17 protein-coding genes are annotated in these 14,672 nt (G+C 51.5%); 14 read left to right on the top strand and 3 right to left on the bottom strand.

The window, feature by feature from the left end; translation table 11 throughout:
- Window positions 1-2 precede the first annotated feature (2 nt).
- Entirely contained in the window at window positions 3-665 is a 663-nt protein-coding gene (locus tag C7452_RS03370; protein ID WP_010876335.1) for an ABC transporter ATP-binding protein, read from the top strand.
- 140 nt (window positions 666-805) lie between these two features.
- Entirely contained in the window at window positions 806-1,378 is a 573-nt protein-coding gene (gene afpA / locus C7452_RS03365; RefSeq protein ID WP_010876336.1) for an archaeoflavoprotein AfpA, read from the top strand.
- A 46-nt stretch (window positions 1,379-1,424) separates the two neighbouring features.
- Here afpA and C7452_RS03360 read toward each other — a convergent pair whose 3' ends face one another.
- Together C7452_RS03360 and C7452_RS03355 are read right to left on the bottom strand one after the other, a co-directional pair.
- Window positions 1,425-1,751 (bottom strand): hypothetical protein, encoded by a 327-nt coding sequence (locus C7452_RS03360; RefSeq protein ID WP_048060881.1) that lies wholly within the window; start codon window positions 1,749-1,751, stop codon window positions 1,425-1,427.
- A 311-nt stretch (window positions 1,752-2,062) separates the two neighbouring features.
- On the bottom strand, window positions 2,063-2,545 hold the full coding sequence (locus C7452_RS03355; RefSeq protein WP_115892223.1) for an adenosine-specific kinase: 483 nt from the start codon (window positions 2,543-2,545) through the stop codon (window positions 2,063-2,065).
- Window positions 2,546-2,679: 134 nt separating this feature from the next.
- Between C7452_RS03355 and C7452_RS03350 the strand changes: the two genes are divergently transcribed.
- The 8 genes from C7452_RS03350 to trxB all read left to right on the top strand — a co-directional run bounded on the left by C7452_RS03350 (window position 2,680) and on the right by trxB (window position 11,836).
- Complete coding sequence (locus tag C7452_RS03350) at window positions 2,680-3,228, top strand: helix-turn-helix domain-containing protein (protein WP_115892222.1); 549 nt, start codon at window positions 2,680-2,682, stop codon at window positions 3,226-3,228.
- Between the two features lie 10 nt (window positions 3,229-3,238).
- Window positions 3,239-4,918, top strand: coding sequence for an AMP-binding protein (locus C7452_RS03345; RefSeq protein WP_115892221.1), 1,680 nt, complete (start codon window positions 3,239-3,241; stop codon window positions 4,916-4,918).
- The gene (gene vorC / locus C7452_RS03340; RefSeq protein WP_048175446.1) at window positions 4,915-5,154 is read left to right on the top strand and encodes a 3-methyl-2-oxobutanoate dehydrogenase subunit VorC; all 240 of its coding nucleotides are present in this window, start codon (window positions 4,915-4,917) and stop codon (window positions 5,152-5,154) included. Before C7452_RS03345 ends, vorC begins: the two co-directional genes overlap by 4 nt.
- Complete coding sequence (gene vorB / locus C7452_RS03335) at window positions 5,135-6,193, top strand: 3-methyl-2-oxobutanoate dehydrogenase subunit VorB (RefSeq protein ID WP_048175447.1); 1,059 nt, start codon at window positions 5,135-5,137, stop codon at window positions 6,191-6,193. The genes vorC and vorB overlap by 20 nt, the downstream gene beginning before the upstream one ends.
- Window positions 6,147-7,619 (top strand): 2-oxoacid:acceptor oxidoreductase family protein, encoded by a 1,473-nt coding sequence (locus C7452_RS03330; RefSeq protein WP_048175448.1) that lies wholly within the window; start codon window positions 6,147-6,149, stop codon window positions 7,617-7,619. The genes vorB and C7452_RS03330 overlap by 47 nt, the downstream gene beginning before the upstream one ends.
- Complete coding sequence (gatD, locus tag C7452_RS03325; RefSeq protein WP_115892220.1) at window positions 7,619-8,926, top strand: Glu-tRNA(Gln) amidotransferase subunit GatD; 1,308 nt, start codon at window positions 7,619-7,621, stop codon at window positions 8,924-8,926. Before C7452_RS03330 ends, gatD begins: the two co-directional genes overlap by 1 nt.
- A gap of 4 nt (window positions 8,927-8,930) precedes the next feature.
- A complete protein-coding gene (gene gatE, locus C7452_RS03320; protein WP_048175450.1) occupies window positions 8,931-10,790 on the top strand; it encodes a Glu-tRNA(Gln) amidotransferase subunit GatE in 1,860 nt (619 codons plus the stop codon).
- Window positions 10,791-10,927: 137 nt separating this feature from the next.
- Window positions 10,928-11,836 carry a thioredoxin-disulfide reductase gene (trxB, locus tag C7452_RS03315; RefSeq protein WP_048175451.1) on the top strand — a complete coding sequence of 303 codons (909 nt, stop codon included), beginning with the start codon at window positions 10,928-10,930 and terminating at the stop codon, window positions 11,834-11,836.
- A gap of 102 nt (window positions 11,837-11,938) precedes the next feature.
- Here trxB and C7452_RS09065 read toward each other — a convergent pair whose 3' ends face one another.
- Window positions 11,939-12,085: a hypothetical protein gene (locus tag C7452_RS09065; protein ID WP_170130277.1), complete on the bottom strand. Its 147-nt coding sequence runs from the start codon at window positions 12,083-12,085 to the stop codon at window positions 11,939-11,941.
- 60 nt (window positions 12,086-12,145) lie between these two features.
- Between C7452_RS09065 and C7452_RS03310 the strand changes: the two genes are divergently transcribed.
- The 4 genes from C7452_RS03310 (at window position 12,146) to C7452_RS03295 (ending at window position 14,623) form a co-directional block, all read left to right on the top strand.
- Window positions 12,146-12,700: a GMP synthase subunit A gene (locus tag C7452_RS03310; protein WP_048175452.1), complete on the top strand. Its 555-nt coding sequence runs from the start codon at window positions 12,146-12,148 to the stop codon at window positions 12,698-12,700.
- 111 nt (window positions 12,701-12,811) lie between these two features.
- Window positions 12,812-13,738 (top strand): glutamine-hydrolyzing GMP synthase, encoded by a 927-nt coding sequence (gene guaA, locus C7452_RS03305; protein ID WP_048175453.1) that lies wholly within the window; start codon window positions 12,812-12,814, stop codon window positions 13,736-13,738.
- Window positions 13,739-13,914: 176 nt separating this feature from the next.
- Entirely contained in the window at window positions 13,915-14,370 is a 456-nt protein-coding gene (gene msrB, locus C7452_RS03300; RefSeq protein WP_010876350.1) for a peptide-methionine (R)-S-oxide reductase MsrB, read from the top strand.
- A gap of 1 nt (window position 14,371) precedes the next feature.
- Complete coding sequence (locus C7452_RS03295) at window positions 14,372-14,623, top strand: hypothetical protein (protein WP_048175454.1); 252 nt, start codon at window positions 14,372-14,374, stop codon at window positions 14,621-14,623.
- Window positions 14,624-14,672 lie beyond the last annotated feature (49 nt).

Below are 14,672 nucleotides of genomic sequence, written 5' to 3'. Positions count from 1 at the left end.
GCATGAAGGCCATAGAAGTCAGGGACCTCAGAAAGAGTTTTGATAGCGGGAGGATAAGGGCCCTTAACGGGGTCAACCTTGAGGTCGATGGTGGAGAGTTCATATCAATAATGGGACCATCAGGTTCCGGTAAATCAACCCTCCTTAACATGATAGGCGCCCTTGACGTTCCTGACTCCGGCACGATCTGTGTAGCCGGCAGGGACCTCTCAAGGGAAAGGGATCTTAGCCGGCTGAGGGCCGAGGAGATAGGTTTCGTGTTCCAGCTGCACAACCTCATACCCAACCTTACGGCCCTTGAGAACGTGGAGATACCCATGTTTGCGGTTAAACATGAGAACATGGAGGAACGTGCCATGGAGCTCCTTGAATATGTTGATCTCGCTGATAAGGCCCACAGGAAGCCCACGGAACTATCTGGTGGTGAACGCCAGAGGGTTGCCATTGCACGTGCCCTCGCCAATGATCCATCCATAATACTTGCAGATGAGCCAACAGGGTCCCTTGATTCAAGGACCAGCCAGAGAGTCCTCAGAAAGCTGAGGGAGCTCCAGGAGGACGAGGGGGTGACCCTGGTTGTTGTGACCCATGAACCAGACGTGGCTGCCATGGCCTCAAGGACCATCAGGATACTGGATGGCGTTATTGTGGACGACGGGTATTGAATACCTGCCCTGGACCTCTGTTGAGGGGGCAGATACCTCTTTCTTCTGAAGCCCCATCACCTGTAATAACAGGCCTCATGCAGTAGCTGATCACACCAACACCCAAATTTTGATTAATAACTTCCAACATAGTACTGTACATGACAGAAAAACTCAGCGTGGCCTGGTGCATAACCGGGGCCGGGGAGAAACTGACGGAAACCTACGCCATAATGAAGGATGTTAAGAAGATATACGGGGACCGTGTTAAAATAGACGTCTTCATATCGAAGGCAGGGGACCAGGTTGTGAAGTACTATGGACTCTACAGGGACCTGGAGACAAGCTTTGACAGGAAATGGGTTGAAATAAACGCAAATTCGCCATTCCTTGCAGGTCAGGTCCAGCTGGGAAAGTATGACTTCATACTTGTTGCGCCGTGCACATCCAACAGCACCGCCAAGATATCCCTGAGGATAGGGGATACACTCGTGACCAACGCCGTTATAATGGCACAGAAGGCCTCAGTACCTGTCTACATCATGCCATCTGACTACAGTGAGGGGAAGGTAGTAACAACACTCCCCAACGGTAAAAAACTGGAACTGCGGATAACAAAGGAGGATGTTGAGCACGTGAAGAAGATATCAAAGATGGATAGGACAGAGGTCTTCAGTGACCCACAGAAGATATACAAGATATTTGAGGAGTGGACATACCCCAAGGATCAGTAGGTTCCTGAATTTAGAGACCCTCACCCAAAAAAATAAAAATGAGGGATTATTCCTGCAGTTCCTGGATGGTCACACCGTAGGTGTAGACCGTCATACCTTCCTCTTCCATCTGACTGAAGGGTGCTGTGCCCTTGAAGTAGGCCCTTATCTCACCAGTATCTGCAATGTCCATTGTGAGTGGTTCCATATCCGTCATTGACTCAAAGAAGGCCATGGCAGCGTCTATGTCCCCCTTATCCGGACTTTCAAATGTTATTGACAGTGTGCCCTTCTGTTTCTCCTTCATCCTCACCCGGGTCTGATTTATTTCAAAAACATTCTCCCCTCTGTTCCTGTTCCCGCTCTCCTTAACAAAAACAACTTTGTCGGACATTATACAACCACCATAATAATATTGGCTGTTCTGTTTAATATATGTGGTGTTCAGTGAACATAAAACATAACTCTGCGGTGTCTGGAGGACAGTCATGGGCATGAAGACCCAATACCCCATGAAAATAGGACATATGTCCACCGGACCCCAGCGTATCTCAGGGATAAAAAAACAGCTGAAGAACAATGAACATAGGACACATGTCCACGGTGCCCACTGAACATAGAACCTTCAGGGCCCAGCCAGTGATGTCACCTGAAAAGAGAGACTGAAGGACGAACCCTCAGCTTCAAAAGAATGTGAAGATCCCTCTAAAACTTGTAACCTATAACACGGAGGAATTTCTTCCTTGCAGCTATATCCTCATCACCCTCTATCTCCCCGGGACTGTTACCATCAATGACGCCCAGAATACCCCTGCCCTGATCCGTCTCCGCTATGATAACCTCAACTGGATTCGCTGTTGCACAGTAGATGTTGACAACCTCAGGGACGTCCTTTATGCGCTGTAGGACGTTTATCGGGAATGCATCCTTCAGGAACACTATGAAGGAGTGTCCTGCTGCAATCTCAAGCATGGTCTCTGCAGCCAGTTCCTCGAGCTCCTCATCATTTCCCGCGCGCCTCACCAGGCAGTCCCCTGATGCCTCAGCAAATGCGATCCCAAATTTCGCCTGGGGAACCGTGTTCACAATTGCCTCATAGATGTCCTCGACCGTCTTTATGAAGTGGCTCTGTCCCAGTATGAGGTTGATATCCTCCCGGGACTCTATCTTAACCTTCTTTAACTCCATTGGAAAGACCCTCCCTAGATACATATTTAATTATGTGGAACTTAAACATTTAAGATGAGAAACTTTATTAAGGGAAGAGACATTTATCATTAATAATCATTATTAATTTTTCCTGACACTGATGAGGTGTAATCATGAAAGAGAAAAGCAAGGAGATAGGTTCCCGTGTAAGGGAACTCAGGGAACTCTCAGAAATCACGGAAGAAGAAATGGCCGATTACCTGAAAATCGACGTTGAAACGTACCGCCGCTATGAGACAGGAGAGGATGATATCCCTGCAAGCATACTCTTCGAGATAGCCCACAGGCTGGGTGTGGACATGGGACTGCTCCTCACAGGAGAGGAGACCCGCATGCACATCTTCACCGTAACCAGGAAGGGCAAGGGTGTGGAGGTTGAAAGAAGAAAACAGTACCGCTATGAGAACCTTGCAGAGAAGTTCATACACAAGAAGGCTGAACCCTTCATAGTCACAGTCGAACCCCGGGAGGAGAAACCAAAAACCAACAGCCACCCTGGCCAGGAATTCAACTACGTCCTTGAGGGGCGCATAAAGTTCTACATACACGACAATGAGATAATACTCAACGAGGGGGACTCCATATTCTTTGACTCATCCTATGAACACGCCATGGAGGCCCTTGACGGCAAAGAGGCAAGGTTCCTGGCAATAATAATGTAGAGGTGTACCTATGACTGCTCTCATCAACGAATTCGTGAACCGTGTTGAATTTGATTCATACGAGGATTTCCGTGACAACTTCAGAATAAATGTCCCCGAAAACTTCAACTTCGCATACGATGTGGTTGACAGATACGCTGAAATTGAACCTGATAAGGTGGCCCTGGTCTGGTGCAACGACCATGGCGAGGAGAAAAGGATAACCTTCGGTGAACTCCGGGACCTATCCAGCAGGGCCGCGAATTTCTTCACCCGGGAGGGTATACAGAAGGGTGACACAGTCATGCTGACCCTCAAGGCAAGGTATGACTTCTGGTACGCCCTCCTGGGGCTCCACAGGATAGGGGCCATAGCAATCCCGGCCACACACATGCTCAAGGAGAAGGACATCGTCTACCGTATAAGGGAGGCGGACATAAAGATGGTTGTCTGCATAGCAGAGGACGGTGTCCCTGAAGTATTTGAGGGAGCCATCGCTGAACTGGGCTCAGATACCCGGAGGGTCCTGGTTGGTGACACTGATAGGGACGGCTGGATAAATCTCAGGAAAGAAATCATGAAACTTCCAGCCGACTTCGAAAGGCCAGAGGACTGTGCCGGTGGGGATGACACCCTCATCGTCTACTTCTCATCGGGCACAACAGGGATGCCCAAGATGATAGAACACGACCACACCTATCCCCTGGGCCATATAATAACAGCGAAGTACTGGCAGAACGTCAGGGAGGACGGCCTCCACTACACGGTTGCAGACACCGGCTGGGCAAAGGCCATGTGGGGCCAGATCTACGGTCAGTGGATAGCTGGAAGCGCTGTCTTCGTCTATGACTATGACCGCTTTGACCCTGAGAAGATGCTGGAGAAACTTGAAAAATACGAGATAACCACATTCTGCGCCCCTCCAACGATATACAGGTTCCTCATAAAGGAGGACCTGTCAAGATATGACCTCTCAGGAATCGAATATGCTGTTACAGCTGGGGAGCCCCTGAACCCTGAGGTATTTGAGAGGTTCCGGGAACACACCGGCCTCCAGCTAATGGAGGGATTCGGGCAGACAGAATGCGTTGTGTGCATAGCAAACTTCCCGTGGATGGAGCCAAAACCTGGTTCAATGGGCAAGCCATCCCCCTGCTACCCTGTTGAACTGGTGGACAGGAACGGCGACCCTGTGGACGTCGGTGAGGAGGGTGAGATAGTCATAAGAACCGCTGAGGGCAAACCCCTCGGTCTCTTCAACGGATACTACAGGAACCCTGACAAGACCTCAGAGGTATGGCACGACGGATACTACCACACAGGGGACACCGCCTGGATGGATGAAGACGGCTACATGTGGTTCGTTGGGAGAACAGATGACATCATAAAGAGTTCCGGTTACCGTATAGGGCCCTTCGAGGTTGAAAGTGCCATCATATCCCACCCATCGGTCCTGGAGTGTGCAGTAACAGGATACCCTGACCCCATAAGGGGACAGGTTGTGAAGGCCACCATCGTCCTTGCCAGGGGCTATGAACCCTCAGAGGAGCTGAAAAAGGAGATCCAGGACCATGTTAAGCGTGTGACCGCGCCCTACAAGTACCCGAGGATAGTTGAATTCGTTGATGAGCTGCCCAAGACCATAAGCGGTAAGATAAGGCGTGTCGAGATCCGTGAACATGACCTCGAAGGAGACGGTGAAAACCCATGAAGAAGGCCTATCCTGTAATAAACAGTGTGGAGTGCAAGGCATGTGAACGCTGCATAATCGCATGCCCCAGGAAGGTCCTCCACATGAGCAGCAAAATCAATGAGAGGGGCTACCACTACGTTGAGTACCAGGGGGAGGGGTGCAATGGATGTGGAAACTGCTACTACACCTGCCCCGAGATAAACGCCATTGAGGTCCACATAGAGAGGTGTGAAGATGGCAACACAGATGGTTAAGGGAAACACTGCAGTGATAATAGGGGCAATGTATGCTGGCTGCGACTGCTACTTCGGCTACCCCATAACACCAGCAAGCGAGATACTCCATGAGGCCTCAAGGTACTTCCCGATGGTGGGAAGGAAATTCGTGCAGGCAGAATCAGAGGAGGCAGCCATAAACATGGTATACGGTGCAGCCGCAGCAGGGCACAGGGTAATGACAGCATCATCCGGGCCCGGCATAAGTCTGAAACAGGAGGGTATATCCTTCCTTGCCGGTGCAGAGCTCCCTGCAGTCATAGTGGATGTGATGAGGGCCGGTCCGGGCCTCGGAAATATCGGACCGGAGCAGGGAGACTACAACCAGATTGTGAGGGGTGGAGGGCACGGAAACTACCGTAACATAGTGCTGGCACCCAGCAGCGTCCAGGAGATGTGCGACCTCACAATGGAGGCCTTTGAACTGGCAGATAAGTACAGGAACCCTGTGGTTGTCCTCACAGATGCCGTGCTCGGTCAGATGGCTGAACCACTGCGCTTCCCCGAGGAGGCAGTTGAGCACAGACCAGACACCTCATGGGCTGTCTGCGGTAACAGGGAGACAATGAAAAACCTTGTAACCTCAATATTCCTTGACTTTGATGAGCTTGAGGAGTTCAACTTCTACCTCCAGGAGAAGTATGCCAGGATAGAGGAGAACGAGGTGAGATACGAGGAGTATCTGGTGGATGATGCAGAGATCGTCCTTGTGGCCTATGGTATAAGCAGCAGGGTGGCCAGGAGCGCCGTTGAAACTGCAAGGGCAGAGGGTATAAATGTGGGCCTCCTCAGACCCATAACACTCTTCCCGTTCCCATCAGACAGAATCAGAGAACTTGCAGATGGTGGCTGCAGGTTAATATCAGTTGAGATGAGCAGCGGACAGATGAGGGAGGATATAAGGATGGCCTCAGGCTGCAGGGACGTTGAACTCGTTAACAGGATGGGTGGAAACCTTATAGAACTCAGGGATGTTCTTGAGAAGATCAGAGAAGTTGCGGGGGATTCCAGTGACTAAGAAGGTGATCAGAAAGCCGGATTCACTCCACGATGTATTTGAGAGGAAGGGTGGAAGCGCACCCACAGCAACACACTACTGTGCAGGATGCGGGCACGGTATACTGCACAAGCTGATAGGGGAAGCCATGGATGAACTCGGGATACAGGAAAGGGCTGTCATGATAAGTCCGGTGGGCTGCGCGGTATTCGCCTACTACTACTTTGACTGTGGAAACGTCCAGGTGGCCCATGGCCGCGCCCCTGCCGTTGGAACAGGGATATCCCGTGCAGAGGACGACGCGGTTGTCATACTCTACCAGGGCGACGGGGACCTTGCATCAATCGGCCTCAACGAGACCATACAGGCAGCCAACCGTGGGGAGAAACTGGCGGTGTTCTTCGTAAACAACACCGTCTACGGTATGACCGGAGGCCAGATGGCACCAACAACCCTTGTAGGTGAGGTGACTGTCACCTGCCCCACCGGCAGGGATCCCAGGTACGCAGGTTACCCCCTCCACATGTGCGAACTTCTGGACAACCTTCAGGCCCCTGTATTCATAGAAAGGGTGTCACTGGCAGACCCCAAGCGGATAAGAAGGGCCAGAAGGGCCATTAAGAGGGCACTGGAGATTCAGAGAGATGGTAAAGGATACGCATTCGTTGAGGTACTGTCCCCCTGCCCCACAAATCTCAGACAGGACGCTGAAGGTGCAGAAAGGTTCATCAAGGAGGAGATGGAGAAGGAATTCCCTGTAAAGAACTTCAGGGACCGCTCAGCCGAAACAGAGCCGCTGATAAGGTCAGAGAGTGACTTCTCAGGGGAGAGTCTTGACAGGATATTCCAGATCAGGGAGGACTCCGTCCCGGACCCTGTGGATGACCCTGAATTCCCTGAGGTGAGGGTGAAGATTGCAGGTTTCGGAGGTCAGGGTGTCCTGAGCATGGGACTGACACTCGCCCAGGCAGCCTGCAGCGAGGGCAGACACACATCCTGGTACCCTGCCTATGGCCCCGAACAGAGGGGGGGCACCTCAAGCTGCGGCGTTGTTATATCCGGTGAAAGGGTGGGTTCACCTGCAGTTGACACACCCGACGTCCTGGTGGCCCTCAACCAGCCATCACTCGATGAATTCGCAGATGACGTGGCCGATGGGGGAATCATACTCTATGACTCCACAACAGCCAGCTTCAGTGGTGGTGCCGTGAGGGCCGTGGGTGTGCCCGCCCTTGAGATCGCAAGGAAGCATGGAACAGCAAGGGCCGCCAACACGGTCATGCTGGGGGTTATGATGGCCCTCGGACTCACAGGCCTTGATGAGGAATCATTCAGGGAGGCCATAAAATTCACCTTCGCAGGTAAGGAAAAGATCATAGATATGAACCTGAGGATCCTTGAGGCAGGTGCAGAGTGGGCAAGAGAAAACATTGAGGGGGAATTATAATGTCCTACCGGGGAAGAGCAAGGAAATTCCTGGAATCAGCCTCCATAGATGTGGGGGACATGGTGAGGGTTGAGAAACCAGACGTCACCTATGAGGGCATGGTCCTTGACCGTGCAGACGATGCAGATGACAGACACATAGTCCTGAAACTTGAAAACGGTTACAATATCGGAGTTGAAATCAGCGATGCGATGATAGAGCTCCTTGAGAAGGGATCCGAGCCAAGGATAAAACTCCCACCAGTTGAAGCCGCTGAAGATCCAGAATTACCTGATGTATCAATAATATCCACAGGTGGTACCGTTGCATCCATAATAGATTACCGCACAGGGGCTGTTCACCCTGCATTCACAGCAGATGACCTTCTCCGTGCAAACCCCGAACTCCTGGACATTGCAAATATAAGGGGGCGTGCAGTTTTCAACATACTCAGCGAGAACATGAAACCAGAATACTGGGTCGAAACAGCCAGGGCAGTTTACGGTGAGATAAAGGATGGTGCAGATGGGGTGGTGGTGGCCCATGGAACAGACACCATGCACTACACCTCAGCCGCCCTCAGTTTCATGCTCAGGACCCCGGTACCTGTGGTATTCACCGGCGCCCAGAGGAGCTCAGACAGACCCTCCTCAGATGCAAGCCTCAACATACAGTGCTCTGTCAGGGCAGCGACCTCAGAAATCGCAGAGGTCACAGTCTGCATGCACGCGACCATGGACGACCTCAGCTGCCACCTCCACCGGGGCGTGAAGGTGAGGAAGATGCACACATCCAGGAGGGACACCTTCAGAAGCATGAACGCCCTTCCCCTTGCAGAGGTGACACCCGATGGCATTAAAATCCTCGAGGAAAACTACAGAAAAAGGGGCTCAGATGAACTGGAACTCAGCGACCGCGTGGAGGAGAGGGTTGCCTTCATAAAGAGCTACCCTGGAATATCCCCTGATATCATAAAATGGCACCTCGATGAGGGCTACAGGGGTATCGTCATTGAGGGCACAGGCCTCGGTCACTGCCCTGACACCCTGATACCGGTCATAAGGGAGGCCCATGATATGGGAGTCCCTGTGGCAATGACGTCCCAGTGCCTCAACGGAAGGGTGAACATGAACGTCTACAGTACAGGGCGAAGACTGCTGCAGGCAGGTGTCATACCCTGCGATGACATGCTCCCGGAGGTTGCCTACGTGAAGATGTGCTGGGTCCTGGGACAGACAGATGACCCTGAAATGGCCTGTGAGATGATGAGGGAGAACATTGCAGGTGAGATCAATGAGAGGACATCGATAGCATACTTCAGGGGATGATACAATGGACTGGGAAAAAGTAGGACTCAAAATGGGCCTTGAAATACACCAGCAGCTTGATACAGAGAGCAAACTCTTCTGTCCCTGCAGAACAGAACTCACTGACTCTGAACCCGACCATGATATTGTGAGGAACCTCAGGCCAACCCAGAGCGAGCTCGGAAAATTCGACAGAGCAGCCTTCGAGGAGGCCATGAGGAAGCTCCACTTCCACTACGAGAACTACCACGAGGAAACATGCCTCGTTGAGGCTGATGAGGAGCCACCGCACCCCCTGAACCCTGAGGCACTTGAAATCGCAGTTACAATCGCACTCCTCCTCAATATGAAGGTTGTTGATGAGTTCCACACCATGAGGAAGCAGGTGATCGATGGAAGTAACACCGGAGGATTCCAGAGGACAGGTCTTGTTGCAACCGACGGACACCTCGAAACCCCCCAGGGAACAGTTAAAATAGAGAACCTCTGCCTTGAGGAGGACGCCGCCAGGAGGATCAGGGAGACAGGGGACGGCGTGGTCTTCAGACTGGACCGCCTGGGCATACCCCTCGTTGAGATAACCACCGACCCATCAATGAGCGACCCACAGCAGCTGAGGGAGGTTGCCTACCAGATAGGGCAGATCCTGAGGAGCACCAGGGTCAAGAGGGGCCTTGGAACCATAAGGCAGGACCTCAACATATCCATACGTGATGGTGCCCGGGTGGAGGTTAAGGGGGTCCAGGACCTTGACCTCATACCCGAGATAGTTGAGAGGGAGGTTAAGAGGCAGCTCAGTCTGGTTGAGATAAGGGACACCCTCCAGGAGAGGGGTGCTGTGGTTGAGGATAAGATATTCGATGTGTCAGAGGTCTTCGCAGATACAGAATCCAGGATAATCTCCTCGGCGGAGTCTGTACTCGCAGTTAAACTGAGTGGCTTTGATGGTCTCATAGGGGTTGAAATCCAGCCAGGAAGGCGTCTCGGCACCGAGATGGCTGATTATGCTAAAAAGCGGGGTGTGAGTGGCATATTCCACACCGATGAACTCCCTGCCTACGGTATAACAGAGGAAGAGGTTCGGGGCCTCAGGGAGGCCGTGGGTGCCTCCCAGGGTGATGCGGTTGTCATGGTTGCCCATGAAAGGGTCACCGCCGAGAATGCCCTCAGGGAGGTTATAAGGCGTGCGGAGATGGCAATCCAGGGTGTGCCTGAGGAGACAAGGAAGGCGCTGCCTGACGGTAACACACAGTACCTCAGGCCGCTGCCAACCTCAAGCAGGATGTACCTTGAAACAGACATACCCTTATTCCGGATAGAGGATGACCTCCTGGAGGGCATCAGGAGGAACCTCCCTGAACTCCCCTCAGAGAAGAAGGAGAGGATAATGAGGGACTACGGTCTGAGTGAGGACCTGGCATCACAGCTCGTTAAGCGTAACCTTGTTGATGAATTTGAGGCCCTTACAGAATTCAGGGTCGATACCACTGTCATAGCATCACTCCTGGCCTACACCCTGAGGGAGCTCAGGAGGGAGGGCCATGATGTGGACGGGCTGGGCCTTGATGAACTGAGAGATGCCATTAAACTCCTTGAGGCCGGTAAGATATCAAAGGATGCTCTCAGGGACATAGTGGCCTGCATGGCTGATGAGAGCCTTGCAGCGGAGGATGCTGCTGGTAAGCTCAACCTACTGCTCCTCGCTGAGGATGAGATCGAGTCCATAATCCGGGAGATCGTTGAGGGTAACCTTGATATGATCTCTGAGAGGGGTATGGGTGCCATGGGTCCTCTGATGGGGCAGGCCATGGGCAGGCTCCGTGGAAGGGCAGATGGTAAGGTTGTAAACAGAATTCTCCGGGAGAAGATCCAGGAGAGGCTCTGAAAAAACCAGCCCCCTTTTATTATTGAGGGTGCTCAGCAGACCCTGAAAAGCTCCACACCCTTTTTAATATGAACCGGTTAACTGAATGTGAAATCTTTATCTCCACCGGTGACCAAGATAATGATTAAGGTGGTATGATGACTGATTATGACATGATAGTTATAGGGGCTGGCCCTGCAGGGCTCACAGCCGGTATCTATGGTGGAAGGCAGGGAAGCAGCGTCCTGATGCTGGATAAGGGCCCGGCCGGTGGACTGGGCCTCGAGGTGCCCATGATGGAGAACTACCCTGGATTCGAGATGATCGCGGGAATGAGCCTCGTTACAAAGATGAAGAAACAGGCCACCGCTGTTGCAGAGCTGAGGGAAATGGAGGAGGTTAAGGAGATAGTGAAAGGTGATGTGTTCACGGTCAAGACATCAAGGGACACCTACACCGCCTCGGCAATCATCTTTGCAACCGGGAGCAAACACAGGCAGCTTGGAGTCCCAGGTGAGAACGACCTTCTGGGACGGGGTGTCTGCTACTGTGCAACCTGCGATGGCCCCCTATACAAGGGTCGAAAGGTCCTGATGGTTGGGGGTGGTAACAGCGCAGCCCAGGAGGCCGTTTTCCTAAAGAACATAGGCTGTGATGTGAGTATAGTCCATCGGAGGGATGAGCTGAGGGCTGATAAGTACCTCCAGGACAAGCTTCGTGAGATGGAGATCCCCGTGATCTGGAACTCTGTGGTTAAGGAGATAGGGGGTGATGAGAGGGTTGAGGAGGTCATCATCCACAACCGTGTAACCGGTAGGGACGAGACCCTCAAGGTTGACGGTGTGTTCATATCAATCGGCGAAGAGCCCCTCAACCAGCTTGCAGTTGACCTCGGTGTTGAGGTGGATAACGGAGGCTACATCATAACAGACAAATCCCAGCGGACAAACGTGCCCCTCGTTTATGCCGCAGGGGATATAACAGGGGGTCTGAACCAGTGGGTAACCGCATGTGCAGAGGGTGCCATCGCAGCAACCTACGCCTACCGTGAAATACAGAGCTACTGAAAGTCACTTACCTACTAATTCTTTTTATTAAATGAGTTTAAATCAGGTTGCGCATCTGCTACTCTCCAGATATGATTATTCAGAATAGCATCAGCTTGAGTATCAAACACTCCTTCCCCGGAGGAAGATGTATATGATGTATGCAATTATAAGGACCACTACCACGGGTAGCAGCCATACCAGAACATAGAAAGCGACAACTGCAAGGACGAGTGCAACCAGAATGTAAATTATATCCACGGCCTCCATAATATTTAATTATCCGGTGAAATATAAATAGCTTTTCAGAATCAGAAGAGGAGAATGTTTATGATACTCATCATCAACAATCACGGGCAGTACAATCACAGGATACACAGGACACTCAGGTACCTTCAGATACCCTCCGAGCTTGTACCCAACACCACACCACTTGATGATCTCATCTCAAGGGACCCCGAGGGCCTCATACTCGGTGGTGGACCATCACTTGAGAGGTCCGGTAACTGTGTGGAGTACATACAGAAGCTTGAAATACCCATCCTCGGCATATGCCTGGGCCACCAGCTGATAGCAAAGGCCTACGGTGGAGAAGTTGCAACGGCAGAGGCGGAGAGCTACGCCCAGATCGAACTCGAGATACTCGACGAGGACGACATATTCAGGGGACTCGGGCCAAGGATGAGTGTATGGGCCTCCCACAAGGACGAGGTTAAGAAGCTACCTGACGAGTTTGACGTCCTCGCAACATCAAGCATATGTGAAGTGGAGGCCATGAAACACCATGATAAACCTGTGTATGGTATACAGTTCCACCCAGAGGTCCACCATACGAGGGATGGCCACAGGGTATTCGAGAACTTCTATGATGTCTGCAGGTCATGAACTGGGACCCGAAGGTACCCACCCTAACACGGGTCAGAACACCATCCATCCTTAACATTAAATAGATGTCCCGCAAGATAATAAATCAATCATTTTTATTCGGTGATGCTTATGCTGAATCCATCTGATTTTATTGAAGAAGCAGTTGAAGAGATAAGAAGTACCGTTGGTGACGAAAAGGCCATAATAGCACTATCAGGAGGAGTTGACAGTTCCGTGGCATCTGTTCTTGCCGGTAGGGCCATCGGAGATAACCTCACAGCGGTATTTGTTGACCATGGACTCCTCAGGGAGGGGGAAGCAGAGTACGTGAGAAAAACATTCAGTGAACGCCTGAACTTCCGCTACATTGACGCCTCAGAGGAGTTCCTGAAGGAACTTGAGGGTGTCACAGACCCTGAGGAGAAGCGTAAGATAATCGGAAGGGTGTTCATTGAGGTCTTTGAAAGGGTAGCCGAGGAGATAGGTGCCAGGTACCTGGTGCAGGGCACAATAGCCCCTGACTGGATTGAGAGTGAGGGTCAGATAAAGTCCCACCACAACGTCGCACTCCCACACGGACTTGTACTCGAGATAGTTGAACCCATAAGGGAGCTCTACAAGGATGAGGTACGTGAAATTGGCCTTGAACTTGGCCTTCCACGTGAGATGATCCAGAGGCAGCCCTTCCCGGGTCCAGGACTTGCAGTGAGGATAGTCGGGGAGATAACCCGGGAGAAGATTGAGATATGCCGAAGGGCCAACGCCATCGTCGAGGAGGAGGTCGTTGAAAGCGGCCTCCATGAGAGTCTCTGGCAGTACTTCGCTGTACTTACTGACACCATGGTCACCGGGGTCAAGGGGGACGTGAGGGACTTCGGATACCTCGTGGTTATAAGGATGGTTGAATCCCTTGACGCAATGACAGCAAGTGTCCCTGAACTTCCATGGGATCTCATAAAGAGGATATCAAAGCGCATAACCGCCGAGATACCTGAGGTAACCCACGTGGCTCTTTCTGTAAGTGATAAGCCACCAAGCACCATTGAATTTGCCTGAAAAATAGTGAAAAGCCACAAATTCTCTTTTCTGAATATCAGACCACAGAAAAAAAACAAAACCCTTTTTTTCTTAAGATGCTTGAAAAAACACCAGCAGTTCCCCTTCAAGAGATGGAGATTATGAAAGTGAATCCCTCATTAACTAAATAAGTTATGAGTCACATAATTTGACGTATGAAAGACAGAATCCCGATATTCTCTGTTGCAAAAAACCGTGTTGAAATGGTTGAGAGGATTGAACTCTCAGATGATGAGTGGCGGGAGATACTTGACCCTGAGGCCTTTCGTGTTGCAAGGAAAGCCGGCACAGAGCCACCATTCACAGGTAAATATCATGACCTCCACGATGACGGCATATACCGCTGCATATGCTGTGGTACAGACCTCTTTGACTCAGAAACCAAATTCGATTCAGGGACAGGGTGGCCGAGCTTCTATGATGTGGTATCAGAACACAACATTAAACTGAGGGAGGACCGCAGTCTCGGGATGGTACGCTGTGAGGTCCTCTGTGCCAGGTGCGACGCCCACCTTGGCCATGTATTCGATGATGGTCCTAGGCCCACAGGGAAGAGGTACTGCATGAACTCAGCGGCACTGAAGTTCATCCCGAGGGATCAGATAGGGTGAAATGCAGGAAGGTGCTGGAATGGCTGAGGACTTTGGAAGGTACTGGGTGGCTGGACTCATAATGGCAGTTGCAACAGGGTTCATCAACACCCTGACATACATCATCGGAACATGGAGACCCAATTTTTATCCTGAATGGATCCTCGGTCTCCTTACAGGGATCGCCGGTATTGCAATGTTCATACTGGTCCCATGGATCTACGGACGCCTCGTGGAGCTCGTCTACATCCACTTCATCAGTGGTGAGGGCTGATCAGAGGCCGTTAAACATTGCAGCAGCCTGGTTCATTAACTCGTTGGCC

The sequence above is a fragment of the Methanothermobacter defluvii genome (assembly GCF_003385755.1).
GTDB classification, from domain to species: domain Archaea; phylum Methanobacteriota; class Methanobacteria; order Methanobacteriales; family Methanothermobacteraceae; genus Methanothermobacter; species Methanothermobacter thermautotrophicus.
The sequence above is the reverse complement of the archived record's forward strand: the minus strand, read 5'-3'. Positions and strand labels throughout refer to the sequence as shown.